30 protein-coding genes are annotated in these 26,658 nt (G+C 58.9%); 4 read left to right on the top strand and 26 right to left on the bottom strand.

Going from position 1 to position 26,658, the window contains the following annotated elements:
* Nucleotides 1–17 precede the first annotated feature (17 nt).
* On the top strand, nucleotides 18–1,148 hold the full coding sequence (locus AACX78_RS16160; RefSeq protein ID WP_125607523.1) for a ribosomal protein uL16 3-hydroxylase: 1,131 nt from the start codon (nucleotides 18–20) through the stop codon (nucleotides 1,146–1,148).
* 61 nt (nucleotides 1,149–1,209) lie between these two features.
* On the opposite strand, the gene AACX78_RS16165 is transcribed toward AACX78_RS16160, so the two are convergent.
* The 6 genes from AACX78_RS16165 to AACX78_RS16190 form a co-directional block, all read right to left on the bottom strand.
* Nucleotides 1,210–1,752 (bottom strand): GNAT family N-acetyltransferase, encoded by a 543-nt coding sequence (locus AACX78_RS16165; RefSeq protein WP_159166815.1) that lies wholly within the window; start codon nucleotides 1,750–1,752, stop codon nucleotides 1,210–1,212.
* Between the two features lie 32 nt (nucleotides 1,753–1,784).
* Nucleotides 1,785–3,419, bottom strand: a complete 1,635-nt coding sequence (locus AACX78_RS16170; protein ID WP_159166816.1) for a GNAT family N-acetyltransferase — start codon at nucleotides 3,417–3,419, stop codon at nucleotides 1,785–1,787.
* Nucleotides 3,419–4,033, bottom strand: coding sequence for a glutathione S-transferase family protein (locus tag AACX78_RS16175; protein WP_159166817.1), 615 nt, complete (start codon nucleotides 4,031–4,033; stop codon nucleotides 3,419–3,421). The genes AACX78_RS16170 and AACX78_RS16175 overlap by 1 nt, the downstream gene beginning before the upstream one ends.
* Before the next feature lie 47 nt (nucleotides 4,034–4,080).
* Nucleotides 4,081–4,719, bottom strand: a complete 639-nt coding sequence (gene pdxH, locus AACX78_RS16180) for a pyridoxamine 5'-phosphate oxidase (protein WP_159166818.1) — start codon at nucleotides 4,717–4,719, stop codon at nucleotides 4,081–4,083.
* Nucleotides 4,720–4,880: 161 nt separating this feature from the next.
* A complete protein-coding gene (locus AACX78_RS16185) occupies nucleotides 4,881–5,204 on the bottom strand; it encodes a hypothetical protein (protein ID WP_159166819.1) in 324 nt (107 codons plus the stop codon).
* Nucleotides 5,201–7,177, bottom strand: coding sequence for a reprolysin-like metallopeptidase (locus AACX78_RS16190; RefSeq protein WP_201302881.1), 1,977 nt, complete (start codon nucleotides 7,175–7,177; stop codon nucleotides 5,201–5,203). The genes AACX78_RS16185 and AACX78_RS16190 overlap by 4 nt, the downstream gene beginning before the upstream one ends.
* Before the next feature lie 210 nt (nucleotides 7,178–7,387).
* On the opposite strand from AACX78_RS16190, the gene AACX78_RS16195 reads away from it, so the two are divergent.
* Entirely contained in the window at nucleotides 7,388–8,599 is a 1,212-nt protein-coding gene (locus AACX78_RS16195; protein WP_058395689.1) for an RsmB/NOP family class I SAM-dependent RNA methyltransferase, read from the top strand.
* Between the two features lie 66 nt (nucleotides 8,600–8,665).
* Here the strand turns inward: AACX78_RS16195 and AACX78_RS16200 are convergent, their stop codons facing one another.
* Complete coding sequence (locus AACX78_RS16200) at nucleotides 8,666–9,010, bottom strand: Grx4 family monothiol glutaredoxin (RefSeq protein ID WP_005319230.1); 345 nt, start codon at nucleotides 9,008–9,010, stop codon at nucleotides 8,666–8,668.
* 286 nt (nucleotides 9,011–9,296) lie between these two features.
* Here AACX78_RS16200 and sodB point away from each other — a divergent pair, with 286 nt between their 5' ends.
* Nucleotides 9,297–9,881, top strand: a complete 585-nt coding sequence (gene sodB, locus AACX78_RS16205; RefSeq protein WP_159166820.1) for a superoxide dismutase [Fe] — start codon at nucleotides 9,297–9,299, stop codon at nucleotides 9,879–9,881.
* Nucleotides 9,882–9,997: 116 nt separating this feature from the next.
* Here sodB and AACX78_RS16210 read toward each other — a convergent pair whose 3' ends face one another.
* From AACX78_RS16210 to ccmA, 10 genes are all read right to left on the bottom strand, one after another.
* On the bottom strand, nucleotides 9,998–10,810 hold the full coding sequence (locus AACX78_RS16210) for an MlaA family lipoprotein (RefSeq protein WP_181455187.1): 813 nt from the start codon (nucleotides 10,808–10,810) through the stop codon (nucleotides 9,998–10,000).
* 77 nt (nucleotides 10,811–10,887) lie between these two features.
* Nucleotides 10,888–12,156, bottom strand: a complete 1,269-nt coding sequence (gene ccmI / locus AACX78_RS16215; RefSeq protein WP_159166821.1) for a c-type cytochrome biogenesis protein CcmI — start codon at nucleotides 12,154–12,156, stop codon at nucleotides 10,888–10,890.
* Nucleotides 12,153–12,632, bottom strand: coding sequence for a cytochrome c-type biogenesis protein (locus tag AACX78_RS16220; protein ID WP_111587494.1), 480 nt, complete (start codon nucleotides 12,630–12,632; stop codon nucleotides 12,153–12,155). The genes ccmI and AACX78_RS16220 overlap by 4 nt, the downstream gene beginning before the upstream one ends.
* Nucleotides 12,633–12,643: 11 nt before the next feature.
* The gene (locus AACX78_RS16225) at nucleotides 12,644–13,174 is read right to left on the bottom strand and encodes a DsbE family thiol:disulfide interchange protein (RefSeq protein ID WP_005319248.1); all 531 of its coding nucleotides are present in this window, start codon (nucleotides 13,172–13,174) and stop codon (nucleotides 12,644–12,646) included.
* Nucleotides 13,171–15,126, bottom strand: a complete 1,956-nt coding sequence (locus tag AACX78_RS16230) for a heme lyase CcmF/NrfE family subunit (RefSeq protein WP_159166822.1) — start codon at nucleotides 15,124–15,126, stop codon at nucleotides 13,171–13,173. The genes AACX78_RS16225 and AACX78_RS16230 overlap by 4 nt, the downstream gene beginning before the upstream one ends.
* Nucleotides 15,127–15,208: 82 nt before the next feature.
* Entirely contained in the window at nucleotides 15,209–15,700 is a 492-nt protein-coding gene (ccmE, locus tag AACX78_RS16235; RefSeq protein WP_159166823.1) for a cytochrome c maturation protein CcmE, read from the bottom strand.
* Nucleotides 15,697–15,903: a heme exporter protein CcmD gene (ccmD, locus tag AACX78_RS16240; RefSeq protein ID WP_005319258.1), complete on the bottom strand. Its 207-nt coding sequence runs from the start codon at nucleotides 15,901–15,903 to the stop codon at nucleotides 15,697–15,699. Before ccmD ends, ccmE begins: the two co-directional genes overlap by 4 nt.
* A 2-nt stretch (nucleotides 15,904–15,905) precedes the next feature.
* The gene (locus AACX78_RS16245) at nucleotides 15,906–16,646 is read right to left on the bottom strand and encodes a heme ABC transporter permease (RefSeq protein WP_021140845.1); all 741 of its coding nucleotides are present in this window, start codon (nucleotides 16,644–16,646) and stop codon (nucleotides 15,906–15,908) included.
* A 162-nt stretch (nucleotides 16,647–16,808) separates the two neighbouring features.
* Complete coding sequence (gene ccmB / locus AACX78_RS16250; RefSeq protein WP_021140844.1) at nucleotides 16,809–17,477, bottom strand: heme exporter protein CcmB; 669 nt, start codon at nucleotides 17,475–17,477, stop codon at nucleotides 16,809–16,811.
* Nucleotides 17,478–17,481: 4 nt separating this feature from the next.
* Complete coding sequence (gene ccmA, locus AACX78_RS16255; RefSeq protein ID WP_159166824.1) at nucleotides 17,482–18,117, bottom strand: cytochrome c biogenesis heme-transporting ATPase CcmA; 636 nt, start codon at nucleotides 18,115–18,117, stop codon at nucleotides 17,482–17,484.
* Between the two features lie 14 nt (nucleotides 18,118–18,131).
* Here ccmA and AACX78_RS16260 point away from each other — a divergent pair, with 14 nt between their 5' ends.
* On the top strand, nucleotides 18,132–18,287 hold the full coding sequence (locus tag AACX78_RS16260; protein WP_155601922.1) for a hypothetical protein: 156 nt from the start codon (nucleotides 18,132–18,134) through the stop codon (nucleotides 18,285–18,287).
* Here the strand turns inward: AACX78_RS16260 and AACX78_RS16265 are convergent.
* The 9 genes from AACX78_RS16265 to AACX78_RS16305 all read right to left on the bottom strand — a co-directional run bounded on the left by AACX78_RS16265 (nucleotide 18,282) and on the right by AACX78_RS16305 (nucleotide 26,656).
* Nucleotides 18,282–18,668 carry a DUF2802 domain-containing protein gene (locus AACX78_RS16265; protein ID WP_043134707.1) on the bottom strand — a complete coding sequence of 129 codons (387 nt, stop codon included), beginning with the start codon at nucleotides 18,666–18,668 and terminating at the stop codon, nucleotides 18,282–18,284. The two genes, AACX78_RS16260 and AACX78_RS16265, sit on opposite strands and share 6 nt — an antisense overlap.
* Before the next feature lie 18 nt (nucleotides 18,669–18,686).
* Entirely contained in the window at nucleotides 18,687–19,175 is a 489-nt protein-coding gene (locus tag AACX78_RS16270; protein ID WP_005298836.1) for a chemotaxis protein CheW, read from the bottom strand.
* Between the two features lie 69 nt (nucleotides 19,176–19,244).
* Nucleotides 19,245–20,117 carry a chemotaxis protein CheW gene (locus tag AACX78_RS16275; protein WP_059112928.1) on the bottom strand — a complete coding sequence of 291 codons (873 nt, stop codon included), beginning with the start codon at nucleotides 20,115–20,117 and terminating at the stop codon, nucleotides 19,245–19,247.
* Entirely contained in the window at nucleotides 20,114–20,908 is a 795-nt protein-coding gene (locus AACX78_RS16280; protein WP_059112927.1) for a ParA family protein, read from the bottom strand. Before AACX78_RS16280 ends, AACX78_RS16275 begins: the two co-directional genes overlap by 4 nt.
* A gap of 4 nt (nucleotides 20,909–20,912) precedes the next feature.
* Entirely contained in the window at nucleotides 20,913–21,830 is a 918-nt protein-coding gene (locus tag AACX78_RS16285) for a flagellar motor protein MotB (protein ID WP_159166825.1), read from the bottom strand.
* Nucleotides 21,831–21,832: 2 nt separating this feature from the next.
* The gene (locus AACX78_RS16290; protein ID WP_034524367.1) at nucleotides 21,833–22,570 is read right to left on the bottom strand and encodes a flagellar motor protein; all 738 of its coding nucleotides are present in this window, start codon (nucleotides 22,568–22,570) and stop codon (nucleotides 21,833–21,835) included.
* A gap of 2 nt (nucleotides 22,571–22,572) precedes the next feature.
* Entirely contained in the window at nucleotides 22,573–23,688 is a 1,116-nt protein-coding gene (locus AACX78_RS16295; RefSeq protein ID WP_159166826.1) for a protein-glutamate methylesterase/protein-glutamine glutaminase, read from the bottom strand.
* 32 nt (nucleotides 23,689–23,720) lie between these two features.
* Nucleotides 23,721–25,904: a chemotaxis protein CheA gene (locus AACX78_RS16300; RefSeq protein ID WP_159166827.1), complete on the bottom strand. Its 2,184-nt coding sequence runs from the start codon at nucleotides 25,902–25,904 to the stop codon at nucleotides 23,721–23,723.
* 11 nt (nucleotides 25,905–25,915) lie between these two features.
* Nucleotides 25,916–26,656 (bottom strand): protein phosphatase CheZ, encoded by a 741-nt coding sequence (locus tag AACX78_RS16305; protein ID WP_005319293.1) that lies wholly within the window; start codon nucleotides 26,654–26,656, stop codon nucleotides 25,916–25,918.
* Nucleotides 26,657–26,658: the final 2 nt, after the last annotated feature.

Here is a 26,658-nt window from a genome sequence, read left to right on the forward strand (position 1 = left end):
TTTTGACGAGAAGCACTATGTACGAACTCAATCTGGATATCGCTCACTTCCTCGAGCACTACTGGCAGAAACGCCCGCTCCTTATAAAAGGCGGCTTCACCGACTTTCAGGATCCCATCAGCCCGGACGAGCTGGCGGGTCTGGCCATGGAAGAGGTCATCGAATCCCGTCTGGTGACCCGCTTCGACGGCAAGTGGGAAGCGGCTCACGGCCCTTTCGAATCTTACGATCACCTGGGGGAAGAGAACTGGACTGTGCTGGTGCAGGCTTGCAACCACTGGGCCCCCGAGGTACACGAGCTGGCACTGCCGTTCCAGTTCATTCCGGGCTGGCGCTTTGACGATGTGATGGTGAGCTTCTCCACCCCTCATGGTGGTGTCGGCCCCCACATCGACAACTACGACGTCTTCATCACCCAGGGCCAGGGCAAGCGCCACTGGCGAGTGGGCGATGCCAAGCCTCTCAACGAGTTTGCCGCCCACGCCGCGCTGCTGCATTGCGAACCGTTCGAGGCGATCATCGACGTCATCATGGAGCCGGGCGACATCCTCTACATTCCGCCCGGATTCCCGCACGAAGGCTACGCCATCGAGCCCTCCATGAATTTCTCGGTAGGCTTCCGCGCGCCGGATGCCAAGGCACTCATCTCCTCCTTTGCCGATCACCTGATCGACAACGAAATGCGTACCGAACGCTACGGCGATGGGGATCTCAAGCCCCGCGTCCGTCACGGCGAGATCCAGCCCCATGAGCTGCACCGCCTGCGCGAACTGATGCAGCAGGCTCTGGACGACGAGACCCTGTTCAAGGAGTGGTTTGGCACCATGATCTCCGAGGCCAAGCACGATCTGGACGTCAGCCCCATGGAGCCTGACTACAGCGCCGAGGAAGTGGCCGACCTGCTGACCCAGGGCGAACCTGCCATCAAGGTGCCGGGCCTGCGCTCCGTCTGGTTCAGCGGCGAGAGCCGTACCTGCTACATCGACGGCGAAGCCTGGACCCTGCCGAGCGACGATGCCGCCGCCATCTCCCTGTTGTGTGACAAAGACATCATCACCCAGGCCGACATGGTGGAGCTTACCGATCAGGCCGGCTTCCTGCAGCTGCTGACCCGTCTGGTCAACCGCGGTTACTGGTTCTTCAGCTAGTCAGGCTGGCTGACAAAGACGAAAAAGGCGCCTTGATGGCGCCTTTTTCATGAGCGGCGGCTTATGCCTCTCCAACCTCTTCGGACTCGTCTTCGGACTCGTCTTCGGGGAGTTCGTCAAACAGGGGGTGGTAGAGCACTTCGCCGGCCATGCCAGCCAGGCCACCTTCCTGCAGCTCCATCGCCAGAAAGCAGTCGGCGGGAACTTCATAGATGCAGTGCAGACCGAACTCGCTGGCAGGACGAAAACCGAAGCGACCGTAGTAGGTCGGATCGCCGAGCACCACCACCGCCTTCCAGTCCATCTCCAGCGCCGTATCTAGTCCCTCACGCACCAGATCCGAGCCGATACCCTGCCCCTGCCAGTCCGGATGGACGGCAACAGGCGCCAGACCGAGCCAGGGCCCTTCCATGCCGTTAATGGTGATCGGGCTCAGCATCAGGTGCCCCATGAACTCGTACTCTTCCTCTTCGACCATGGTCACCACGGCAGCGCCACATTCGCGCAGGCGGTTGACCAGTTCGGCCTCATCGGAACGGCCAAAGGCGGCGCTCACCAGTTCATAAACCGGCAGCATGTCGCCGGGGCGCTCGGTTCTCAGCATACAGCGTTACTCCTCGTACAGCAGAGCGGGCATTATTCCACAAAGTACCGGTCGGCCTGAGCACCTTTGTCCAGAAATGGGAGAGTGGACTCAGGAAAGCGAGCCGCAAGCAGCCGCAGTACCCCTTGCAAGGCCACCGGCGTCATGGCAGTGATGGCCTCACCGTAGGCCGCGAACAGCTCGGCATCGTCCTGTTCCAACCTTGCCAGAGCAAGCTCGGGTCCCTGATGCCAGCGCCCGGCCAGCTCATCGATGAGCTCTGGCAGCTCTACCAGCAGCCAGAGCTGATGATAACGCCCCGCGACCGAAGCCCCATCACGCCCCCCTGCCGCGGGCAGCCCTGTGTGGCGCACCATCTTGTCAATCCAGTCGAGCCGCTGTTGCCGCTGCGTGCGGGTGAGCAGAACGGGCCCCTGGCGCAGCAGACTGGTCAGTTGCAGCAGGCAGGCAAGCCCCTGCTCGTCCCTGTCTTTTAGCAGCAAGCCACCCAGCAGATGCAACTGCTCGGGCTCGACCTGCTCCAGCTGACTGAGCGGATGGCACACAATGTCGAGCAGAGCACCATCATAGGGTGCTGCACCGGGCAAGGTGGATATGCACTTGTCATCCAGAAACAGGGTGAGCTGCAACGAGCCGTCATGACCCAACCCGGCCTGTGCATCGGCACCATGCAAAATAGCCACGGCCACCCGCTCGTTCGCCAGCCAGGGCGCCAGTTGCTGCGTCACTGGCTCGGGCAGGGGGATGGCCCTGTCCAGTCGCCAATAGCTCACCTCGCACGGCTGCTGGGCAGTGCGGGCGCGCAGCCCGCGATAGTGCATGCCGAGTTTGGCCATCACCCGACCGGAGGCGAGGTTGCCCGGCATATGACGGGCGGTCAACGCCGGCAGTTGCAAGGTGTCGAACGCAAATGACTTGACCAGCTGCGCAGCCCGGGTAACCAGCCCCCGGTTCTGCCAGGGGACGCCGACCCACCAGGCCAGCTCGCCGTTCCAGTGCAGCGAAATCACCCCGACCAGCGGGGCCACTTCAGCCCCCTGCGGCAGCGTCATGACCCAGCTCCAGCCAAGCCCCAGCGCGCCCTTGCGCCCACTGCTGGCGAGCCAGTCACGGGCGCCTTCCGGCGGGTAAGGGTGAGGAATATTGAGGGTATAGCGGGAGAGCGCCTCATCGCTGCAGTAGCGCACCACCTCGGCCTCGTCGTCGGCCAGCAATGGCCGCAACAACAGGGGGCTGCCAGAGGATGACGCCAGAGCGGATTCACGCAGCAGGGGCACGGTCAAGCGGCGGGCAAGCAGGCGCTTGAGCACGGCGCCCATGTCGTCATCCGCGGTCAGCACCAGATCGGCCCCGAGCGGCCCCAAGGTGAGCAGGCCGCTCTCCTTGGCCAGGGTCAGCAGAGAGGGGGACGCGCTGATCAGGATCTGACGGCTGGGGTCGACATAGGGATCCGCGCTCAGATCGCCGTCGAGCCAGGCCGCCAGCAGCGCGCTGGCGGACAAGATGCCATCAGGGGGACACCCAGACCAGAGGTCAGCCCCCTGCCCCAGATGGGGTGCGCTCTCTTTGCACAGCAGCAGTTTCCAGCAATGACCCTGCTGCTGCCAGGCTTGCAGCACAGGAGACCAATGGGGTTGCCACAGCGCCCGCTCGATCAGCAACTCCATCAGCTTGCCTGACAGGCTGCAGGCAGGCTCAGGTGGCGGGGATGGGCCTCAATGCGGGCGATCCAGGCCTGGATGGCGGGCCAGCCCTGCAGCGAGAAGATCCCCTCCTCCGCCACATGGGTGTAGGCATAGAGGGCGATATCGGCGATGGTCGGTGCCTCGCCGCACAGATAGGGGGTGCGCTTGAGCTGCTGCTCCATCACCGCCAGCGCCCGCTCGCCACCGGCCTTGAGGCCGTCGAGTCGCGCCTCCTGGGACTCGGGGCGGCCCAGATAGTGAACGATAAAGCGTGCCACGGCTATGTAGGGCTCGTGGCTGTACTGCTCGAAGAACAGCCACTTGAGCACCTCGGCCTGCTGGCGGGGATCCGCCGGCCAGAGCGTGGAGCCCTGCGCCAGATAGAAGAGGATGGCGTTGGATTCCGCCAACGTATCCCCTTCATCGATGACCAGCACGGGGATCTTGCCGTTGGGATTCATGGCCAGAAAGGCCGGGGTTTGGGTGTCACCTGCCTGGATATCCACCGGTACCCAGGTCAGAGGCAGCTCGAGCCAACGGGCCAGCAGCCACACCTTGTAACAGTTGCCGGATCTCAGGTCGCCATACAGACGCATACAGACTCCTTGTCAGCGCAGGAGATTGAACGGAATAAAACAGACTCTCAGGGTGCCAGCCGCTCTATGTGCCAGCCATCGCCCTCGCGGGTGTAGTAGAAGCGATCGTGCAGGCGATGCTCGCCCCCCTGCCAGAACTCTACCGTGTCGATCACCACCCGATAGCCGCCCCAGAAGCTCGGCAGCGGCACTTCGCCATTGGCAAACTTCTGCTTGAGCTCGAGGAACTTGGCCTCCAGCACGCCGCGGGCCGAGATGCGGGTCGACTGCTTGGAAACCCAGGCAGCTATCTGGCTATCCTTGGGGCGACTGTGGAAGTACTTCATCACCTCGAAAGTGCTCATCTTCTCCACCCGGCCGGTGACGTGCACCTGGCGGTCCAGGGTGTGCCAGGGGAAGAGCAGGCTGATGCGGGGGTTGCCTTCCAGCTGGTGTGCCTTGCGGCTGCCCATGTTGGTGTAGAACACCATGCCCTGGGTGTCGTAGTGCTTGAGCAGCACGGTGCGCTGCCAGGGCTGCCCCTCGGCATCCACGGTCGCCACCACCATGGCGGTGGGATCGGTCAACTTGGCCTCGCAGGCCTGCGCCAGCCACTTCTCGAACAGCACCAGCGGATCGCTCGGCAGATCGGCCCGGTGCAGCCCGCCACGGGAGTATTCACGGCGCAGATCAGCAACATCCATCATCTTGATTTTCCTTCTCTCTTTTTGCCGCCGATGCGGCCATGCGTGCTGGCATTGTGCGACGAGCACGCCATGGGTACAAGCCTCGGGGCGGCCAAATCCCAGCACCAAAAAAGAAAGGGAGGCTTGCGCCTCCCCTTTTCTGCCCACACCCGGCTGCGGGCTTATTGCTTGCTGGCAGCCGGTGGACAATGGGCCAGCATGCGCTGGTTATACTTGGCCACATAGGCCCTCAGCCTGGCCTGAGCCTCTTCCTGACCGGGTCTGATGACATCCCCCAGTCCATCGAGGTAGCGCACGCCACAACGCGCCTTGGCGGCTTCTTGCTCACTTGCCGCAATGCCGGGCGCCACTTCGCCGCGCCCGGCCCGCACTATCAGCCGGTAATCCTGCCTGGCAAGGCTGGCGCTGACCGTCTGCTCCAGCGTCTCGGCATCCGCCTGACACCCGCCAAGCAGAGCAAGCAGCAGCAAGCCGGTGGCTCTCATGCCCGCCTCCGTTGCCAGCCGAGCAGGGCCAGCGCCAGTGCCCAGAAGCCAAGAGCACCACCGCCACCACCACCCGAGCTGCCGCCACTTTGCGCGACCGGCAACTTGAGCGGGCTGATGGCGAAGAAGATGTTGTCGCTACAGGCCACCTTCAGCCTGACGCTGCTGGTGAGGTTGGTCGGCAGAGTCACGGTGGCCGAGCCACTGTTGGGCTGGCTGGTGGCCAGGGTCGACCAGTTTGCCCCCTCATTCTGAGTCACGAACAGGTTTACCTTGCTGCAGTTGATTGGCGCAGCATTGGTGCCTGCCACATCCCAGCTGACGGCCTGGCTCGCCCCCGACGTCACCGTCACGCCCAATGGGCTGGTCAGGCGGAAGGCGCTGCCGGTGTTGACCACCTGCACCTTCATGTCATCGCTGGCGACGCCGCCCTGGCCATCACGCACAGTGAGACGGAAGTTGAGCTCCCGGTTGGTGGTGGGCCAGGCCTCGCCCTTGGCCAGGGTACCGGTCAGCAGGGAGGGCAAGCTGGGCAGGATCCGCTCTGGCGAGCTGGTGGGCGAGACGAACCGGAACAGCGGGCGGGTACCATCATCGATCATGTCGAGGTCGCTGCTGGACTCTGTGCCCAGATCGATCTGCTCCCAGGTGTAGGTCAGGGGATCCTTGTCCAGATCCGCCCCTGCCCCTCTGAGCACGAAGGGGGTATTGGCAGGAATGGCGTAATTGGCACCTGCTGCGGCCTGAGGCGCGTTGTTGCTGAGGCTCAGTGTGGTGCCACAGGTCGGCACAGTGGCCATGTGCGCACGCATCTGCTCGATGGATTTGCTGTGGAAATAGGGATCACCTTGCCGCTGGATGTTTTCATCCCCACAGATACCGGCATAGGCCATGATGGAAGTGCCGCTGCCCGGTTCCCAGGCCTGATTGGCTACCCGGTTGCCACCGCCACAACTGTTGGTGGTACCGTTGAAGGTGTGATCGGCACCGAACTGGTGGCCGATTTCGTGGGCCACATAGTCGATAAAGAAGGCATCTCCCACCGGAGTGGATGAACCTGTCATGCCGTCCGACTTACGCACGGTACAGAGACCCCCCAGGCTTGCCAAGCCGCCACCTTTGGTATTAAGCACATGGCCAATATCGAATTCACCCAGAGCACTATCGGGCAAGCTCTGTGCATTGGCCTGTACGGCGCTGTTGAGATTGGCATCACTGTCACTATTGGTGAAGGGGTCACTGGCAGGATCGGTAAAGATGATGGCGTCATTGCCGCTGGCCAGCTGGAACTCGGCCCCCACGTCACGCTGATATACCTCGTTCACCCGATTGAGCAGGATGGCAATCGCCCCCATGGTCAGCGCCTTGGAGCCACCGTGGAACTGGGTATACTCGCCGGTCGCCGAGATGGCGATGGTATAGCGCTTGCGCTCGTTGCCATCCACCTGCACCTTGCGGGCCAGGGTGTTGGCGTCACGGCCGATCACCTTGTCGGCCTCCTCTTCCAGCCGGCTGTAGGCATCCTGCTGGTAGTAGACGGCATAGCCTTCGGCATTGGGCAGCGGATCGACGAACACCATCTTGCCCTGATGGCTGAACATGGCGTGGAAGCCTTGCGGACCGAGATCGAAACGGCCCGTCTCCACCGGCGCCGCCGGATTATGGCCCTTGAAGGTCAGGATATCGGGGTACTTGGCGGCAAGATCGGCGGGCAGCAGGTCATAGGCCTGCAGCGCGAAGGTCACTTCCCCTCCGTCGGGCAGGGGCAGGGCCAGCTGGCGCCCCCCGGCCTGCAGGCCGGCAAAGTAATCGAGGGGCACCTTGGCCACCCGAAACTGGTTCGCCCGCACATCATAACCGTCGGCCGCCGTGGCGCGCGCCGCCACCGTGCTCCACTCCTTGGCCGCAAGGCCGCCAGAGCTCATCAGGCTGGCCACAACCAGCGCCAGGGGCGAATATTTCATCAGCTGCATCTTTTCAGTCCTTTTAAATGCACTCACCTGAACTCTAGCTGGCATTATTTTCCTGCTGGTCCGATTAGTCCAACGCCATCGTCTATGCATTCCCCGAATGGGGAGTGTTGCGCCAACCCTGTCTAACCCCTATCATTGCGCGGATTTATCAGTTTTAGAACCGCGCTCGATAGGGAGGCGGTTCATCTTTATCTGGCCAAGGTTAATCTCATGCTCAAGTCCCCACTGTTGCCCCGTTCCGGGGATCTGGTCGTTGCCATAGTTGACGATGTATTAGGCCAGGGTCTCACCCTGGACAGAGCCTATGCACGCCACTTCTCCGGCATCGAAATCAAGCCACAAGAACAGGCAAGGATTGCCCTGGTCACCGGCGACCTGCTGCGTCGCCTCAGCCTCTACTGCGCCCTGACCGGTATTCAGGTGCGTCAGGCCGAAAAAAACGTCTGGCCGCTGCTGCACAGTTGGCACGCCTTCCACAAGATAGTTCAGTCCAACCATCCAACCCTGGATCGCTTCAACGAAGAAGCATTCCGTCGCCGCCTGACAGAAGCGAAGAAAAATCCGGTGCTGATGGATGGTTGCCCTGCCTGGCTGGAAAAGCTGGGCAGCGAGCAGTTGGGCGAGGCCTGGCCTGCAGAGCGCGCCGCCCTGGCCTGGATGCCCAAGCGTTACCTGAGGGTCAACACCCTCAAATGCACGCGGGAGCAGCTGCAAGCCGCACTGGCCAAGGAGCAGGTCAACACCATTCCGGTTGAAGGGGTCGCTACCGCCCTGCAGGTCACCTCTGATGCCGCCCTGTTTCGCACCAAGGCGTTTGCCGATGGCTGGTTCGAGCAGCAGGACGCAGGCTCCCAGCTGGTTGCAGCGGCGCTGGAAGTCACCCCTGGCATGCGGGTCATCGACGCCTGCGCCGGTGCCGGCGGCAAGACCCTGCACATCGCCGCCATGATGGAAGGCAAGGGCCGTCTGCTGGCCATGGATGTGGAAGAGTGGAAGCTGGAAAACCTCAAGCAGCGCGCCCGCCGTGCCGGTGCCCACAACGTGGAAACCCGCGTCATCGAGAGCAGCAAGACGGTCAAGCGCCTCAAAGGCACTGCCGATCGCGTACTGCTGGACGTGCCCTGCTCCGGTCTTGGCGTGCTCAAGCGCAATCCGGATGCCAAATGGCGCGACACCGCCGAGCGACTGCCGGTGCTGGTTGCCTTGCAAGAGGAGATACTGCAGCGTTACAGCCAGATGGTGAAGGTGGGGGGTCTGCTGGTCTATGCAACCTGCTCCATCCTGCCCCAGGAGAACCGTCAGCAAGTAGACAAATTCCTGGCTGCCAACGACAACTATCGTCTGCGGGATGACCACACAGTCAGCCCGTCCGCGACCGGCTTTGACGGCTTCTATATGGCTCGCATCGAGCGCATCAGCTGATCCCGTCTGCCGTGATAAAAAAAGGGGAGCCATTGGCTCCCCTTTTTGCATGATGCAGATGCGACCTTATTCGGCAGCAACGTCATCCTGCTTGTGCTTGGCGGCAGTTTCCTTGATCAGGGTCTGTAGCTCGCCGGCCTGGAACATCTCGATCAGGATATCGCAGCCACCGACCAGCTCACCCTCTACCCACAGTTGCGGGAAGGTGGGCCAGTTGGCGAACTTAGGCAACTCGGCACGGATGTCCGGATTTTGCAGTATGTCGACATAAGCAAACGGCTCGCCACAGGACATCAGAGCCTGGGAGGCCTGGGCAGAGAAACCGCAGCTGGGTAGCTTGGGGGAACCCTTCATGTACAGGATGATGGGATTGTCAGCCAGCTGCTGTTTGATCTTTTCAATAGTTTCCATAGGTGCCTCACTAGAGCGATTTCGGCGGCCATTCTACTGCAATCCTTGCAGACCACAAACTGACAAACCGTCCTGGATGCAAGAAGTGATGAATCAATACGCCGTAGCTTGATCCGGATCATGGCGAGAATCAAGAGTTGTTAGCCCATCTTTGATGCTGGTACAATCGACGGGCTTTGGGCCATCTGGCCCCATCATTTCAAGAACAATTCTTTTCAAAATAGAAAAGAGTACGCAATGTCTTGCAACCGTCGCCTTCGCACGGCCAGCCAATGGAGAGTAGAAAATGGCTTTCGAACTTCCCGCTCTGCCCTACGCAATCAATGCCCTGGAACCGCACATCTCCCAGGAAACTCTGGAATATCATCACGGCAAGCACCACAACACCTACGTGGTCAACCTGAACAACCTGGTGCCAGGTACCGAGTTTGAAGGCAAGTCTCTGGAAGAGATCATCAAGACCTCCACTGGCGGCATCTTCAACAACGCCGCCCAGATCTGGAACCACACCTTCTACTGGCACTGCCTCTCCCCGAACGGTGGCAACGAGCCGACCGGCGCCCTGGCTGATGCCATCAACAAGGCGTTTGGCTCCTTCGCCGAGTTCAAGGATGCCTTCACCAAGTCTGCCATCGGCAACTTCGGTTCCAGCTGGACTTGGCTGGTGAAGAAAGCCGACGGCTCCCTGGCCATCGTCAACACTTCCAACGCCGGTTGCCCGCTGACCGAAACCGGTACTACACCGCTGCTGACCGTCGACCTGTGGGAACACGCCTACTACATCGATTTCCGCAACCTGCGTCCGAAGTACATGGAAACCTTCTGGAACCTGGTGAACTGGGAATTCGTGGCCAAGAACCTGGCTGCCTGATAGCCGCTTCTTGCCAAAACGCCCCGCACTGCGGGGCGTTTTTTTATGGCAGAAATGAGCCGGCAGCGGATATGAAAAAGGCGCCCGAAGGCGCCTGTTATCGACAGCCAGTGGCATCACTGGTCTATCTCGTCCAGATAGTCATCCAGATTGGCATCGTCGGCTTTCTCCGCCGGCGTCTGCTTGAACTCGGTCTGACGACCGGTCACTTTGTTCTGGTTGTGCTGCAGATAGAAATCCTTGGTCAGGGCATAAGGATCGAGCGCGTTGTCGATGATCCTCTCCTGATCGATCAGCTTGGATCGGGTACCCAATCCATCCAGCATCCAGTGGGTGACTCGCAGCGGCAGCGTCAACAGGGCATAGGGGAAGTAGATGGTATCTATGGTATCCCCCACCAGCTTGCGCGTCGTGGTAGGACCGTAGACGGGCACCATCAGATAGGCACCATCGCCGATATCGGCACGACCCAGTACTGTATTGAGTTCCAGCTTGTCGCGTTCGAGCCCGGCATGCTTGGCCACATCGAAGATACCCAGCAAACCGATAGTGGTGTTGAGGGTAAAGCGGCCGAGGTTGGTTCCCGCGCCTTGCAAGTCACCGGTGATCAGGTGGTTGACCATGCTGCTCGGCTCGTTGAAGTTCTCAACCAGGTTCTCGATGCCATCCTTCATGCCTTGCGGAATATAGCGGGCATAGCCATGCACAACGGGGCGGGCCACATAGGGCTCCAGCACATCGTAGTTGACCACCCACATGGCCCGGTTTGCCCCCTGGAAGGGGTCGCGACCATCGCTGGCAGTGCTGGTCGCCTCGGGCCGACCCGGTGCTTCATTGAGATCAAGACTCTCGGGGCCCGGCTTGGGTGGGCCACCCGCACAGCCTCCCAACAACAATGCCGCCATCAATGCCACTGAACGCACATACATATGGAAGTCCTAGTTTTTTATTGTGATTAATCCGAATTATAGGCACCCGCCCCATAGAGGGGCGGGGCAAAGGGGTATTAGAGGGCGTGATCGATACGGATGTCAATCGGCGCTGAAGGAATTGCATCCGTCGGGACAGATGTCGATACCCCTTCGAACGCCCCTTCCTTGTTCATGACGTTGCCGCCGCGAGAAAGCCGTGCCTTGAACTGCAGTTGCGGATAGGCGGAAAGCTTGCTGCCCTCCATCATGGCATCACCATCCCCCAGGGAAAGGGTAACAGGCAAAGTGGGTCCTGCGATGCGCTTCACGGCGATGGGCATGGGCGGCCCATTGGGCACCACGGCAAAAACGAACAGATGAGCATCTTCCGGCATCTGAATGCCGGCAGCCAGGGTGACATGGATCGGAAACTCCCCTTTCTTCACCTCCAGCTGTTGCCCCTGCTCATCACTCTTGTTGGCTGCACCAGGGGTCGTCACCGCTATGCCACGCTGTTTCAACTGCTGCTCGGCATAGTCGATGGAGCGCTCCACCATGGCGTAGCGGGTCGAGCCCTTCTCCATCAGCGGCAGCATCTCGCGCCAGCGCATCAGCGCTGTCTTGAAGTCCTCTTTTTGCAGCGCCATAAAGGCATAGACGGATCTGGCCTCTATATTGGCCGGATCCAGCGCAATGGCGCTGCTCAGCAGTTGACCGGCCTGGGCATCATCCCCCGTCATCATCAAGGCCTGGGCGTAGGGCACGGCTACCATGGTCTTCTGCGGAGCCAGAACATAGGCGCGTTCAAGGGCCTCGCGGGCCATGTCAGGATCATTGCCATCCAGCGACAAACGACCCAGCAGCAGCCAGCCACGGTAATCATTCGGCTCGTCTTTCAGACGGGTGCGCAACGCCAGCATGAAGTCCAGCAGGTCCTGCTCGGTCACCTGGGCATCCCGTTCGACCAGAATGCGGTTGCTCAGCTCACCCAGTCGACTGCTGGCATCCTGCCAGCGCTGGACTTCCTGCCAGGCGCCCAGCTTGTAATAGAGCCCCAGACTCACCACCACCAGCACCAGCACACCCGGGATCCAGATCAGGCTCTTGCCGCCACGGGCGCTCTGCTCCACATCAGGGATGTCATCCAGCAGGCTGCGTTGCAGCTCGACCAGGGATTCCGGCTCCTCCGCCAATATTCCTTGCTCGCGCTCTTCGCCGATTTCCAGCAAACGCTGACGATAAAGCTGCTTGTTGAGAGCCGAACGGCTGATGCTCTGCTTGCCCTCACCACGCCACAGCGGCATCGCCAGGGTCAGACTCACCAACACCAGCAAGGCCGCGATCACAATCAAAAATGCGGTCATTGTTTCTCTTCCTCTTTGAGCAGGGCAGCCAGACGATCCTGCTCCTGTGCGCTCAGGGCGCCATCCGCCTGTTTGGCCATGACGGGACGACGGCGACTGCGCACCACCACAGTGACGGCGCCAATGACGATGACCAGCAGCGGGCCGAGCCAGAGGATCAGGGTCGACGCCATCAGCGGCGGGTTATACAAAATGAAGTTGCCATAGCGGGCAACCATGTAGTCCACCACTTCCTGCTTCTCCTTGCCCTCACGTACCATCTGGTAGGTCTTGTCCCGCAAGTCCTTGGCAAGCCCTGCATTGGAATCGGCAATGTCCTGGTTCTGACACTTGGGGCAGCGCAGCTCGCGGGTCAGCTCGCGAAAAGTCTGCTCTTGCGCGGGAGTGTCAAAGGTATAGACATCAATCGCAGCCAGGGCCGGTCCTGCGCCACCCAATCCCGCCAGCAACAGCAGGGAGGCAATCAGTGTTTTCATCAGGCGCCTTCTCATTTCATGGACTCGAAGATGGGCTTGAGGGTAGTGGCCCAGACTTGTGGATTCACATCCCCCACATGGCGATAGCGAATGATACCCTGACTGTCGATAAAGAAGGTCTCGGGTGCCCCATAGACTCCCAAATCCAGCCCCAGCATGCCATCCGGGTCATAAAGATTGACCTGATAGGGATTGCCAAGCTCGGTCAACCAGCGGATGGCCTTGTCCCGCTCATCCTTGTAGTTCATGCCGACGATGGGGATGCCCTGCTCCGCCAGTTGCTTGAGGTAGGTGTGTTCGCCGTAGCAGGTCGGGCACCAGGTAGCCCAGACGTTTAGCAGCATGGGGCGCCCCTTGAGGATGCTGCGATCATGCTGCTTGTTCAGGTCGTAGATGTCCTGCAAGGTGAACACGGGCACTTCCTTGTCCACCATCACTGACTCGAGCTTGGTCGGGTCGGAATAGAGCCCTTTGAACAGGAACACGGCCCCCAACAGAAAAATAATGAAGGGGATCAGAAACAGCCAGGTTTTCTTGTTCATACCTTGGCCTCCTCTTCACGACGGCCAAAACGGTAACGCTTGTCCAGCATGGCCAGCACGCCGCCAATGGCCATGAAGACGCCACCGAACCAGATCCAGCGCACGAAGGGTTTGTAATAAATCCGTACCGCCCAGGCGCCGTTGTCCAGCTGCTCGCCGAGCGCCGCATAGAGATCCCGGGTAAAACCGGCGTCAATCGCCGCTTCCGTCATCGGCATCCGGCTCACTGTGTACATCCGTTTCTCGGGTTTGAGCAGGGCCACCTGCTTGTCATCCTGGTGTACTTCCAGCACACCTTTGAAGCCGTCGTAGTTGGGGCCGTTCTTTTCCCGAATGCCGGTGAAAACAAACTCGTAATCGGCAAACTGCACCCGATCGCCGGCCTGCATGCGCAGATCTTTTTCGATGCTGTAGTTCTGGGTACAGGCGATACCTATGATGCTGACGGCCAGGCCCGCGTGACCCAGGATCATGGCCCAATGGCTGTTGCCCAGCTTGCGCACCCCGGTAGCAAAGGGGTACTTGTGGGTGGCGCGTACCCAGGTCTCCTGGATGCTGGTGATGATGATCCAGGCCCCCAGACCAATTCCCACAGCAGCCCAGGGTTTGAACGCCTCGGCCAGCCACAGTGGCAGCAAGATGGCGGCGACCAGACTCAGAACCAGGGCGAGGATCACCTTGCCCTTGAGTTCGCCCAGCCCCTGACGGCGCCAGCGAAACAGCGGGCCAACCCCCATCAGCAGGGCAAACGGAATGATCAGCCAGCTGTAGATGTGGTTGAAGAAGGGAGTACCGATGGAGATGCTGCCAAGCCCCAGCTCCTTGTGCACCAGCGGCAACAGGGTGCCGAGCAACACGGTCAGCAGACCCGCCACCAGCATGATGTTGTTGCCGAGCAGCAGGGTCTCGCGACTCCACAGCTCATGCTTGCCGTGACTCTTCACCTGCGAGCCCTTGAAGGCGAACAGCAGGAGCGAACTACCGATCACCGCCAGCAGGAAACCCAGAATAAACAGGCCACGAGTCGGATCAGAGGCAAATGCATGCACCGACACCAATACGCCGGAACGCACCAGGAAGGTGCCGAGCAGGCTCAGGGAGAAGGCGGATAGTGCCAGCAGCACTGTCCATGCCTTGAAAGTGGCCCGCTTCTCGCTTACCGCCAGCGAGTGCAGCAGGGCAGTGCCTGCCAACCAGGGCATGAAGGAGGCGTTTTCTACCGGATCCCAGAACCACCAGCCACCCCAGCCGAGCTCGTAATAAGCCCACCAGGAGCCAAGCACTATGCCCAAGGTCAGGAAGACCCAGGCCGCCATGGTCCAGGGGCGTGACCAGCGCGCCCAGGTGGCGTCGAGACGCCCCGTCATCAGGGAAGCGATGGCAAAGGCAAAGGCGACCGAGAAGCCCACATACCCCATGTAGAGCATGGGCGGATGGAAGATAAGACCCGGATCCTGCAACAAGGGGTTGAGATCGCGGCCATCCACCGGGAAGTAAGGCAGAGTCCGGGTGAAGGGATCGGAGGTAAACAGCACGAAGGCGGTAAACCCGATGGAGATCAATCCCAGCACCCCGAGCACCCGCGCCACCGCATCGAGCGGCAAACTGCGACTGAACAGGGCCACCGCCGCCGTCCAGCCTGCCAGCGTCAGTACCCAAAGCAGCAAGGAGCCCTCATGGGCCCCCCAGACGGCAGAGATCCGATACGCCAGTGGCAAGAGGGTATTGGAGTTGGTGGCCACATACTGCACGGTAAAGTCGTGGTCGATAAAAGCCCAGGTCAGGCACAGAAACGACAGCAACAACAGCAAAAACTGGGCATAAGCCAGCGGGCGGGCGGTCGACATCATGCCAAGGCGCCCCCACTGAGCGCCAAGTAAGGGATAAACCCCCAGCAAGATGGCGGTGGCAAAGGCCAGGATCAGTGAAAACTGCCCTAATTCCGGGATCATTTCAGAGTTCCTTCAGGTTGAGTTACAGCACACACCTGTGCGCGGGTGAGAAACGATGAAAACGGTGAGCAGATAGCCAGACTCATTGTTTGGCTCCTTTCAACTGCGCCTCGGTATATTCCGGCTTGAAATGCATACCATTGGTGGCCTCGGCCACTTCCGGCGGCATGTAGTTTTCATCGTGCTTGGCCAGCACCTCGAACGCCTCCACCGTAGTGGCGTTCTTGAGAGTCCCCTGGGCCACTATGCCCTGCCCTTCCCGGAACAAGTCCGGCAGTATGCCGTCAAACTCGACGGTCACCAGATGTCCGCCATTATCCACCAGCTTGAAGGCTACCTTGAGGCTCTGCTGATCCCGCTGCACGGAACCCGGTACCACCAGCCCACCAATACGCAGGCGCTGCCCCTCTTCGGGCTTGAGCTTGTCCGGTCCCTTGCCTTCTACCAGCTCACTCGGGGTGTAGAAGAGATCGATGTTCTGGCTGAGGGCGTAGAGCACCAGGCCGATCACGGCGGCCAAACCGGCACTGATCGCCAGTATGATGGTGAGGCGTTTTTTGCGTCTCGGGTTCATAGGGTGTTCTCCATCTGCTGGGCCGCCTTGCGGCGGGCCTCTCGCGCCTGTTTGCTGCGCAACTCGCCAAGCAGGCTGCGGGTTTTTATACGGGTGGAAATGACGATGCCAACCAGGCAGATCAGGGTCAGACCAAAAGAGAGCCAGACATAGAAGGCGTAACCGCCCATCGCCATGAAGTCACTGAAAGAGGCAAAGTGCATGCTTACTTCTCCTGCTCGGCAATATCTTTGACCCAGGGGCGATGCCACTCCCGCATCAAGAGCTCGTTACGAAAACGCATCAGGGTCAGGGCTCCGAGGAAGGCGGCAAACGCCAGTATCATGATGAGCAGCGGCCACAGCATCTCGGGGGAAATGGAGGGTTTGTCAAACTTGGTGATGCTGGCGCCCTGGTGCAAGGTGTTCCACCACTCCACCGAGTAGTGAATGATGGGCAGGTTGATCACCCCCACCAGTGCAAGAATGCCAGCGGCGCGGCCAGCCACCACCTTGTCGCTGAAAGCGTTGTAGAGCGCAATCACCCCCAGGTAAAGAAACAGCAGGATCAGCTCGGAAGTGAGGCGCGCATCCCATACCCACCAGGTGCCCCACATGGGTTTGCCCCAGGCAGCACCGGTGAACAGTGCAATAAAGGTGAACACGGCGCCGACCGGCGCAATGGCCGCCACCGTCATGTCGGCCATTCGCAGTTGCCACACCAGCCCGATAAAAGCGGCCACTGCCATGGTGGAGTAGGCCCCCATGGAGAGAATGGCGGAGGGCACATGGATATAGATGATCCGGAAGGAGTCGCCCTGCTGATAGTCGGCCGGTGCAAAGGCCAGCCCCCAGACAGTGCCGATGATAAATGACAACAGACTTGTCACGGCAAACCAGGGCAGCAAGGTCCCTGCCAGCCCATAGGCTCGCTCGGGTTTAGCGTAAGGGTGCAACCATTTCCACATAGCTCACAAAACCTTTTGTTATTAATTGTTTGGCGAGGCCTACCATACTGACCTCGGGGTGACATCAAATACCCCGAAAGCAATAAGCGACCCTCTTCTTGATCCATCGCAACATTATTTTTCCACAATGACCCATCAGGAGCCCTGTGCTCATGTCCATCGTCAGTTCAGGCTGACCCTGAGCGCCGCCGATACCGCCAGCGGAGTCAGGGTCAAAGCCCCCACCAGCATGGCGGCCAAAATAGCGAGCTGGCCAGCATAGGGCAAGCCCATCCCCGCCGCATCGATGGCAGAGGTGGCAAATATGAGTACCGGAATATAGAGCGGCAGGATCAGCAGGCTCAGCAAGACGCCGCCCTTGCGCAGCCCCACCGTCAGGGCAACGCCGACGGCCCCGAGCAGGCTCAGCACAGGGGTTCCCAGCGCCAGGGTCGCGACCACGGCCAGATAGGAGTTCATGTCCAGCGACAACAGGATGGCAAGCAGCGGTGAGATCAGCAGCAGTGGCAGCCCGGTCAGCAACCAGTGAGCGATCACTTTTGCCAGCGCCAGCAGCCCGAGGGGATGAGGCATCAGCATCATCTGCTCCAGCGCCCCATCGCTGAAATCATCCCGAAACAGCCGCTCAAGGGAGAGCATGGCCGCCAGCAAGGCGGCCACCCAGATGATACCGGGGGCAATGCGGGCCAACAGCTTGGGTTCGGGGCCTATGCCGAGGGGAAACAGGGTAATGACGATCAGGAAAAACCAGAGCGGGTTTAAAATGTCGGAGCGCTGGCGCAGAGCCATCAGCAACTCGCGGTGAATAAGCTGGATTACGGCGCGCAACATCAAGCTACTCCTGCAGCAAAGGGGTCAGCGACAGGGTCTTTAACCGTCCCTGCATCAGAGTCATGTCCTGGTGGGTGGTGAGGATCACCATGCCTCCCCGCTCGGCGTGGGCCAGGAAGAGGCGTTCCAGTACCTTGACCCCCTGCTTGTCGATGGCGGTAAAGGGCTCATCCAGGATCCAGAGCGCCGGTTTATCACTGAGCCAAAGCCTTGCCAGTGCCACCCGGCGCTGCTGACCGGCGGAGAGTTGCCCGCTGGGATTGTCCTCGAAACCGGCAAGCCCGACCTGGGCCAGCACTCGCCACAAATCCCCCCCGGTTTGGGTCGGATGATGCAGTTTCTGATAGAAGGCGAGATTTTCGAGCGGTGTCAGCGCCGCCTTGACACCGGGCTGATGGCCCAGATAGAGCAGGTTGGCATGATATTCATCGCGACAGTGGCGGATATTTTCGCCATTCCAGCATATTTCACCGGCAAACGGCTGGGATAGCCCCGTCAAGAGGCGCAACAGGCTGGTCTTGCCCACACCGTTGGGACCTTCAATCTGCACCAGATCGCCGGGAGCCACCGCAAAGGAGAGGTGTTCAAACAGAGTGCGATCTTCACGCACGCAGCTCAGATTGTTAACTTGAAGCAGCATGAGGATGTAATCAGATGAAAAGAGGCGGCCTGCATATTAACACAGTATTAGAATGCGTCTTTTCAAAGATGCCAATTATCAGCAGGATTTGTGGGGAAGATCCCGCCTTTTCGGCGCGCAAAGCGGGAGATGAAAATCAGGAAGGCGAGCGCCTTCCCGATGATTTATGAGCGGCCTTTTCGCAATGAAATCAAGAGTTCAGCCTCGGCCTTTGGCAATTCGCACTCATTCATGACCTCGTCGAGGTCGGCACCCAGCTCGACCATCTTGGCGGCACGGCTGTAAAGGCGGCGTTCCGGATCCTGCAGGGTCAGCTCCTGCTGGCGATCGTTGACCTGCTGCATGGCCCCTTCGACCGACTGCAAACGCTGGCCCATGCCGATGGCCCCCGTGTGCAGTTCCATCATCTGCTTGCGCAGACTCTCGAGCTGGCCTTGCAGCGTCTCCACCCTGGCCTCGGACTCTCGTTGGCCACGTCGGCTGCTGATCACCCCGTACAGGGCCAGCACCAACGCCAACAAGGACACCCCCAAGGCAGCTATTTCAATAATCAAAACATCACCTTTCTATCAGAGGGAGCCAATATCTTCCCACTCTTCATCGGAGAGCAGCTTGTTCAGATCGACCAGGATCAGCAGTTGACCATCACGGTTGCTGACACCCTGAATGAACTTGGCGCTCTCTTCGGTACCCACCGCAGGGGCGGCATCAATCTCGGAGGAACGCAGATAGACCACCTCAGCCACGCTGTCGACCATGATACCGATCACCTGCTTCTCCGCCTCGATGATGACGATGCGCGAGTTCTCGCTTACATCGCCGGAAGGCAGGCCGAAACGGGAACGGGTGTCGATGACGGTCACCACATTGCCGCGCAGGTTGATGATACCCAGCACATACTCGGGCGCACCCGGCACAGGGGCGATTTCGGTGTAGCGCAACACCTCCTGCACCTGCATCACGTTGATGCCGTAGGTTTCATTTTCCAGCTGGAAGGTGACCCATTGCAGCACTTCATCTTCGGCCAGATTCTGTGCAATATTGCGCTTTTCTGTCATGTTTTTATTCCTTTTATGAAAACGTCTACTGGTAAAACTAGCAATAAAACAGCACAAGTGCAGAAGTTATCAGCGACCTTCTATGTTGACCCCGCGCTCCAGCAACAGGAGCAATTCCCTGACATGCAGCAGGGCGCACATCTTCTCCTTGACCATGCCAGCCAGCCAGGGGCGTTTGCCCTCCTGATGGCGCCATTTGACCTGATCACGATGCAATAACTCTGTGCCTTTCAGATGATGGCAGGCGAGCCCCCAGGGAGATTCACCCAACATGATCAGATACTTGTAATCCGGTATCTCCAGATGCTGACCCGGCATCACCCACTGCGCGGTATCCACCACGTTCATCTTCTGCTCGCGGGAAGTCATGATGCCACGATACCAGTCGGGCTGACCAAACAGCGACGAGACTTCGCCCATCTGATGGATTCCGCCGAGCTCGGTCAGGGGCACTGCAAAGGTGACGCCGGCAACTTCGAAGAACAGCGCCTGAAATTCCTTGCCGGTATCGATGTTTTCCCAGGTCGATGGTGCCACCTCTTCTTGAGGCGCCAGCTCTACCGTCGTTTCTGTCATCACCAGCGTTGACGGTTCTGCCACAGCCGGGGCCGGCATCTCCTCTGGCCAGACAGGCTCAACCGGCAACAAGGCATCTTCAGCCTCGATCTGCAAGGGCTCGCTGACGACCTCTTCATGGCTCAGGGCATCCATTTCAAACTGCACCTGACCCACCTGGGCGAGCAATTCGCTCAGCTGTTCGAGCCGTTCATCCGCTTCCAGATAGGGTTGAACGACTACCTCGGGAGCAGCCAGAGGCTGGCGTTGCAACAGGATCACGGGCGCAGGTTCGAGCGCTTCTGACGGCTCCGTCTGCAGGACCTCATCCAGCAACAGGGAATGGAAGTAATCATCCATTGCCCTCACTTGAGTAGTGTCTCTCATGATGTCACCTCATGAGCACGTTGACGCTCCTGGGCATCAAGATAGTTGAGCAAAGTCTCATAGGCATAAGTGCCGCGGCTGCTCGGCGAATAAATAGAAGGGGGAATGTGGAGCAAGCTGGCATCCCGAAACTTGGTATCGATGGGGATGACGGCGTTCCATACGGCATCGCCATGTTGTTCCTTGATGGACTTCAGGGTCATCAGGGAGGCGCGGGTTCGCTTGTCAAACATGGTGGGGATCACGGTGAAGCGGAACTTCTCCCGCTTGGAGCGTTGCATGATTTCGAAAGTTTTCATCATCCGCTCCAGCCCCTTGAGCGCCAGGAATTCGGTTTGTACCGGTACCAGGATCCGATCACAGGCAGCCAGGGCGTTGACCATCATGACTCCCAACACCGGCGGGCAATCGATGAGCACATAGTCATACTGCTCCTGAATACGCAGCAGGGCACGCTTGATCACCAATCCCATCCCTTCCCGGTTGCCCATCACCCGATCCAGGGTGGCCAATGTGATGGAAGCCGGCAGAAGATGAATATTTTCGAATTTGGTTCTCAGCGTCAGTTTATTGACCAGCTCGGCAGTAGGTTTGGCAGCCTGAAACAACTCATAGAGAGTGCCGTCCAGCCGGTCTGAATCAAAGTCGAGATATGCAGTCAGGGAAGCATGGGGGTCAGTGTCAATCAATAGCACCCGCTGTCCGCGCTGAGCCAGAATACCGGCTAACGAGACCACTGTGGTGGTTTTACCGACCCCACCTTTTTGGTTGGCAACCGTCCAAACAATCACTGTATCAATCCTGCCTTGTTGTTATACGTATGCCACCACCTGGCAGAGTGATCACCTTGACCTCGCCTGCCTCGACTGCCTGTTGCACTGCGGGAACCGGCTCCACCGTCACAGGCTTGACGGGAGCGGGGGCGGGTGGCACCCAGGCGAACTTGGAAATAGCGACCACCACCTTGCGATTCTGTAAACGTCCCTGTTCGCTGTCATTCCCGGTAAAGGGAGAAAACTCGCCGTAGGCCTCGTAAGCAAGCCGCTGGGGGGCAACCCCCTTGGCGATGAGAGCCGTGAGCACGGCCTCCGCTCTTGCCGCTGACAACGTCCAGTTGGAACGGAAAATTTCATTATTTATCTGCTGGTTATCTGTGTAGCCTCGCACTCTCACATAGTTATCGACCGGTTTGAGAATACTTGAAAGAGTATTGAGCACAGGCTCGGCATTAGTACTCATAAAGGCACTGCCACTGCCAAACAAGAGTCCAGAGCTCAGCTCTACCGTCAACCAGTTGTCATCCAGCGTGAGCTTGACTACCCCCGCCTCCACCAGTGAGCCCATGTTTTCCTGCAATTGGGTATCTATCGTCGCAAGAGTCGTACCATCTTGCTTGATGGGGACACCAGAGATGGGAGCAATCGAAGGGGAGTCTTGTCTGGCACTCTCCAGCACTGCAGATGTGGCAGAGACCTCGCCGTTCAACAGGGATGTCCCCTGCCCTTCCAGCAAGCCATCGCTGCGTGGCGGCATGACGCTGAAAGCCTGAGTCATGCCATTAATGACGGCGCGATACTTGTCCTTGTTGACCAGCGCCACCGAGTAGAGCACCACGAACAAGGCAAAGATCAGCGTCATATAGTCGGCATAGGAAACCAGCCATCGATCGAGGTGCTCTCGACCTTGCAGGTGCAAACGATAGCGCTTGCGCATGGCTACTCTCCTTTCAGATAAGCCTTCAACCGCCGTTCAACCTGCGGGCCATTTTCGCCGTGAGCAATCGCCATCAAACCTTCCAGCGTCATCTCCTGAAACAGGGCGTAATGATAGTGAAAGGCGCGCAGACGATTGGCAATCGGTAGATAAAAGAGGTTGGCAAAGCCGACCCCATAGATGGTGGCAACAAAGGCAACGGCAATTCCAGCCCCAAGAGCAGCGGGATCTTCCAGATTGAACATGGCCTGGATCAGACCTATCACTGCACCTATGATGCCAATGGTCGGACTATATCCCCCCATGGCCTCAAAGACCCTGGCGGAGTGCTCGTTGCGCTCCTGCTCGATATCGATGTCCGCTTCCAGCAACATGCGGATATCCTCTATCGATACCCCGTCCACTATCATGGTGAGGCCCTGACGGGTGAACTCGTCACTCTCCTGATCGGCCTGATTCTCCAGCGCCAACAGTCCCTGCTGGCGGGCAAACACAGCCCATCCCTGCAGCCGCTCGGCTTGATTGAGCAGATCCCAGGCAGGAGGGATCAACATCCAGCGCAACTGCCTGATTGCTTCAAGCAGATATTTGCGGGGTGTCTGCAAAATGACCGCACCCCAGGTGCCACCCACTACGATGACAAAGGCGGGGCCATCGAGCAGGGTGAGCAGGGTTCCGCCATGCCACAACTGGGCAATGGCAATGGCTCCCAACGCCAGGATCAGGCCGAACATACCCATCTTTAGCGACCCAGCTCAACCAGAATACGCTGTGCCACCCGATCCAGCGGCAGTGATTCAGTGGCGATACCCGCCTTGGCAACGGCTTGCGGCATACCATATACGACACAAGACGCTTCATCCTGAGCCCAGATAGTAGAGCCCTGTTCCTTGAGCAGGCGAGCGCCATCCCGGCCATCGGCCCCCATGCCGGTCAACACGATGGCAAGCACCTTGTCGGCATAGGTTTTGGCCGCTGAAGCAAAGGTAATATCGACACAAGGCTTGTAGTTGACCTTGTCGTTACCCTCAACAATCCGGATACGGGCACCGACACCACGCCCTTCCAGCAGCATCTGCTTGCCACCGGGCGCCAGATAGGCATGACCGGGTTTGAGTACATCACCATCTTCCGCCTCTTTGACCCCGATCTGGCACAGGCCATTGAGACGAGCGGCAAAGGCGGCGGTAAAGGTCGCCGGCATATGCTGGATAAGCAATATAGGGTGAGGAAAATCAGCGGGCAGCTTGGTCAACACATTTTGCAATGCAACCGGCCCGCCGGTGGAGGTACCGATAGCCACCAACTGATAAGTCTTGCCACTGCGCTTGAATGCCGCCGCCGGCACACTCCGCTGTGGCTCGGCCTGACGATCACCAGGACGTGACAGCGAGCTGCCCAATGGGATGCGAGCCGCAGGTTCCGGCGCTTTGGCTCGAGCCGGCGCCGCCATCAGGAAGCGCTTGCGCGAAATATCCTTGACCCGCTGTTGCAACAGCCGGATCGCCTCGTCCTTGTCACGGGCAATGTCTTCAAATTTCTTGGGCAGAAAGTCGAGGGCACCGGCATCCAGCGCATCGAGCGTGGCCTTGGCCCCTTCATGGGTCAGAGAGGAGAACATCAGGATCGGAGTGGGACACTTGGCCATGATCTCGCGTACGGCGCTGATGCCATCCATCACGGGCATCTCTATGTCCATGGTGATCACATCAGGCCGCAGAGCCAGCGCTTTGTCTACTGCCTCCCGTCCATTCTGGGCCGTGTCTATCACCGTCAGCATGGGATCCTGATTGATGATTTCACTGACCCGGCGGCGGAAGAAGCTCGAATCGTCGACAACTAGTACCTTGACTGCCATTGTTATTTTTCTAACTCCTTGGGCCTGAGCTATCAATGTCTACGCGCATACGCTTTGAGCAGACTCGGCACATCCAGAATGAGTGCGATACCACCATCACTGGTGATGGTGGCCCCGGCCATGCCTGGGGTTCCTTGCAACAGGTTGTCCAGCGGCTTGATCACCACCTCTTCCTGGCCAATCAGGTTATCCACGACAAAACCTATCTGCTGGGTGCCAATCTGCACTATGACCACATGGCCCGTATCCTGCCGTGATTTCTTGTTCGTCCCTTTCACCAGCCACTTATGCAGGTAAAAGAGCGGAATGGCCTTGTCACGCACTATGATAGTGAGCTGACCATCCACCACGTTGGCCTTTTTGAGGTCCAGATGGAAAATCTCGTTCACACACCCCAGCGGCAAGGCAAACGTCTGTTCACCCACTTCCACCATCAGCGTCGGCAAGATAGCCAGCGTCAAAGGCACCTTGATCTCGAGGCGGGTCCCTTTACCCCAGGTTGAATCGATATAGACGGAGCCATTCAGGCTCACAATACTGGTTTTCACCACATCCATACCTACACCACGGCCTGAGATATCGGATATCTCTGATTTGGTAGAGAAACCAGGCGCAAAAATCAGGTTGTAGGCATCGTTGTCACTCATACGAGCCGCGCTGTCTGCATCCAGCACACCACGACTGATGGCGATGGACTTGAGCTTCTCCGGATCCATGCCGGCACCATCATCCTCGATACAAAGCAGGATGTGGTCACCCTGCTGGGAGGCACTCAGGGTAATGGTGCCCTGACGTGGCTTGCCCGCTTTTTCACGAACATCCGGCATCTCGACCCCATGGTCACAGGAGTTGCGCACCAAGTGAACCAGCGGATCGGCCAGGGCCTCGACCAGGTTTTTATCCAGGTCAGTCTCTTCCCCGACCATCACCAGCTCAATGTCTTTCTTGAGAGTGCGGGCCAGATCGCGCACGACGCGCGGGAAGCGACCAAATACTTTTTTGATGGGCTGCATGCGGGTTTTCATTACCGCGCCTTGCAGATCGGCCGTCACCACGTCCAGATTGGCAACCGCTTTTGACATGTCTTCATCGTTGCTGGCGATGCCGAGGCTCACCAGACGATTACGAACCAGCACCAGCTCACCCACCATGTTCATGATGACGTCCAATGTCTTGGTATCTACCCGAACCGTGGTATCGCTTTGCACTGCATTTTCTGCCGGTGCTGACGGTTGTTTGACGGGGGCTGGTGCCGGTTTTGCGGCAGCAGCCGGCGCGGCGGTGGGTTTTGGTGCCGGCGCAGGCGTCGGCTTGGCCGCGGGAGCAGTGCTCACCGGAGCTGCTGGTGTTGGGGCGGCTGGTGTTGGGGCGGCTGCTACCGGTGCTGCAGGTGGCGTGATACTGGTTTTCGGTCCCTGGCCACGACCATGCAGCTCATCAAGCAGACGCTCGAACTCATCGTCATCGATAAGTTCGTCGACTTCTTTTTGTACCGACGTCAAGGGGTTGACCTCGAGGGCGCCACTATGCTGACCCTGACCATGCAACTGATCGAGCAAGGCTTCGAACTCGTCGTCGGTAATGTCACCGGTGCCGGTCAATATGGAATTGGCAACCGGGGTCGGCGCCCCGCCAGCACCATGCAATTCATCGAGCAAACGCTCGAACTCATCGGCAGAGATTTCATCGATGGAGCCGCCACCATTGACGGGCAATGGTGCAGCAACCGTCTCGGGTTCGGAAGCCACGGCAGCAGTCTCAACCGGTTCTTCCCCCTGGGCAGGGGCATTATTGCCAGCGGAGGCAGTCAGCAGCTGCTCTTGCCCCTCGGGCTTGCAGAGCTCATGCAGATCATGCAGGATTTCGGCGGATGCAGGGCTTGGTGGTTCGCGATTCTGCACCTGGGCGAACATCACATTGATGGCGTCCAGTGCCTGCAAAATGACATCCATCAACTCGGCAGTGACGGTTCGCTTGCCATTGCGCAAGATGTCGAACACGTTTTCGGCACCGTGACAGACGTCTACCAATTCTCCCAGAGAGAGAAAACCGGCGCCGCCTTTAACGGTATGAAAGCCTCGAAATATGGCATTCAACAGATTCTTGTCATCGGGTCGCTTTTCCAAGTCGACCAGTTGTTCGGACAACTGTTCCAATATTTCGGATGCTTCGACCAAAAAGTCTTGCAGTATGTCTTCATCAACTTCGAAGGCCATGCGTCACTCCATTAGAATCCCAGGCTAGACAGCAGATCGTCCACATCATCCTGACCATTGACCACATCGGAACGCGTCTCAGGGTTCATGATGGGGCCTTCGGCTTCAATCCCGCTTACAGGAAGGCGTTGAGATGAATGCTCAGCCGCAGCCTCACCAAACATAGTCAGCATTTCTATTAATTTTGTTTCAACTTCCTGAACCAGCTTGATGACCTTGCGGATCATCTGGCCGGTCAAATCCTGAAAATCTTGCGCCATCAGGATTTCTGTCAGCAGTTGCCGTAATTTATCGGCATCAGATTCAGAAGCCTTAATAAAATCATCCAGTTGGTGACATAAAGACTTAAATTGTCCGACATTCATGTCCCTGCTCATCAGGGCATTCCAGTTAGGCAGAACCAGCTGAATGTTGTCATTGAGCCGGTCAGCAATCGGCAGGCTGGCTTCCACCGCATCCATGGTGCGGTTGGCTGCCTTGTCAGTCATATCGATAACGTAGCTGAGACGCTCCCGGGCATCGGGAATATCATGGGTCGCCAGGTCGGGGATCCGCGGATCCAGCCGGAAATCCTGTAGGGAATCGTGCAGTTGTCGGGTCAGTTGACCCACTTTGTCAAAGAGAGCGGCGGCATTGGGGGCACATGCATCAGCAATGATGGTATCGGCCTGTTCAAATTCGCCTTGCTCAAGATGGGCAACAAGCATCCTTGCCTGATCGAGCGAAATCATTGCACTCGTTTTGGCCTTCATCC

Source organism: Aeromonas sp. 9A (genome assembly GCF_963900955.1).
Lineage (GTDB): Bacteria > Pseudomonadota > Gammaproteobacteria > Enterobacterales > Aeromonadaceae > Aeromonas > Aeromonas salmonicida.

What these genes read in the sequence shown, in the direction of transcription:
- AACX78_RS16160 (WP_125607523.1), top strand. Translation starts at nt 18, where the DNA reads ATGTACGAACTCAATCTGGATATCGCTCACTTCCTCGAGCACTACTGG.
- AACX78_RS16165 (WP_159166815.1), bottom strand. Translation starts at nt 1,752, where the DNA reads ATGCTGAGAACCGAGCGCCCCGGCGACATGCTGCCGGTTTATGAACTG.
- AACX78_RS16170 (WP_159166816.1), bottom strand. Translation starts at nt 3,419, where the DNA reads ATGGAGTTGCTGATCGAGCGGGCGCTGTGGCAACCCCATTGGTCTCCT.
- AACX78_RS16175 (WP_159166817.1), bottom strand. Translation starts at nt 4,033, where the DNA reads ATGCGTCTGTATGGCGACCTGAGATCCGGCAACTGTTACAAGGTGTGG.
- pdxH (WP_159166818.1), bottom strand. Translation starts at nt 4,719, where the DNA reads ATGATGGATGTTGCTGATCTGCGCCGTGAATACTCCCGTGGCGGGCTG.
- AACX78_RS16185 (WP_159166819.1), bottom strand. Translation starts at nt 5,204, where the DNA reads ATGAGAGCCACCGGCTTGCTGCTGCTTGCTCTGCTTGGCGGGTGTCAG.
- AACX78_RS16190 (WP_201302881.1), bottom strand. Translation starts at nt 7,177, where the DNA reads ATGCAGCTGATGAAATATTCGCCCCTGGCGCTGGTTGTGGCCAGCCTG.
- AACX78_RS16195 (WP_058395689.1), top strand. Translation starts at nt 7,388, where the DNA reads ATGCTCAAGTCCCCACTGTTGCCCCGTTCCGGGGATCTGGTCGTTGCC.
- AACX78_RS16200 (WP_005319230.1), bottom strand. Translation starts at nt 9,010, where the DNA reads ATGGAAACTATTGAAAAGATCAAACAGCAGCTGGCTGACAATCCCATC.
- sodB (WP_159166820.1), top strand. Translation starts at nt 9,297, where the DNA reads ATGGCTTTCGAACTTCCCGCTCTGCCCTACGCAATCAATGCCCTGGAA.
- AACX78_RS16210 (WP_181455187.1), bottom strand. Translation starts at nt 10,810, where the DNA reads ATGTATGTGCGTTCAGTGGCATTGATGGCGGCATTGTTGTTGGGAGGC.
- ccmI (WP_159166821.1), bottom strand. Translation starts at nt 12,156, where the DNA reads ATGACCGCATTTTTGATTGTGATCGCGGCCTTGCTGGTGTTGGTGAGT.
- AACX78_RS16220 (WP_111587494.1), bottom strand. Translation starts at nt 12,632, where the DNA reads ATGAAAACACTGATTGCCTCCCTGCTGTTGCTGGCGGGATTGGGTGGC.
- AACX78_RS16225 (WP_005319248.1), bottom strand. Translation starts at nt 13,174, where the DNA reads ATGAACAAGAAAACCTGGCTGTTTCTGATCCCCTTCATTATTTTTCTG.
- AACX78_RS16230 (WP_159166822.1), bottom strand. Translation starts at nt 15,126, where the DNA reads ATGATCCCGGAATTAGGGCAGTTTTCACTGATCCTGGCCTTTGCCACC.
- ccmE (WP_159166823.1), bottom strand. Translation starts at nt 15,700, where the DNA reads ATGAACCCGAGACGCAAAAAACGCCTCACCATCATACTGGCGATCAGT.
- ccmD (WP_005319258.1), bottom strand. Translation starts at nt 15,903, where the DNA reads ATGCACTTTGCCTCTTTCAGTGACTTCATGGCGATGGGCGGTTACGCC.
- AACX78_RS16245 (WP_021140845.1), bottom strand. Translation starts at nt 16,646, where the DNA reads ATGTGGAAATGGTTGCACCCTTACGCTAAACCCGAGCGAGCCTATGGG.
- ccmB (WP_021140844.1), bottom strand. Translation starts at nt 17,477, where the DNA reads ATGTTGCGCGCCGTAATCCAGCTTATTCACCGCGAGTTGCTGATGGCT.
- ccmA (WP_159166824.1), bottom strand. Translation starts at nt 18,117, where the DNA reads ATGCTGCTTCAAGTTAACAATCTGAGCTGCGTGCGTGAAGATCGCACT.
- AACX78_RS16260 (WP_155601922.1), top strand. Translation starts at nt 18,132, where the DNA reads ATGAAAAGAGGCGGCCTGCATATTAACACAGTATTAGAATGCGTCTTT.
- AACX78_RS16270 (WP_005298836.1), bottom strand. Translation starts at nt 19,175, where the DNA reads ATGACAGAAAAGCGCAATATTGCACAGAATCTGGCCGAAGATGAAGTG.
- AACX78_RS16275 (WP_059112928.1), bottom strand. Translation starts at nt 20,117, where the DNA reads ATGAGAGACACTACTCAAGTGAGGGCAATGGATGATTACTTCCATTCC.
- AACX78_RS16285 (WP_159166825.1), bottom strand. Translation starts at nt 21,830, where the DNA reads ATGCGCAAGCGCTATCGTTTGCACCTGCAAGGTCGAGAGCACCTCGAT.
- AACX78_RS16290 (WP_034524367.1), bottom strand. Translation starts at nt 22,570, where the DNA reads ATGGGTATGTTCGGCCTGATCCTGGCGTTGGGAGCCATTGCCATTGCC.
- AACX78_RS16295 (WP_159166826.1), bottom strand. Translation starts at nt 23,688, where the DNA reads ATGGCAGTCAAGGTACTAGTTGTCGACGATTCGAGCTTCTTCCGCCGC.
- AACX78_RS16300 (WP_159166827.1), bottom strand. Translation starts at nt 25,904, where the DNA reads ATGGCCTTCGAAGTTGATGAAGACATACTGCAAGACTTTTTGGTCGAA.
- AACX78_RS16305 (WP_005319293.1), bottom strand. Translation starts at nt 26,656, where the DNA reads ATGAAGGCCAAAACGAGTGCAATGATTTCGCTCGATCAGGCAAGGATG.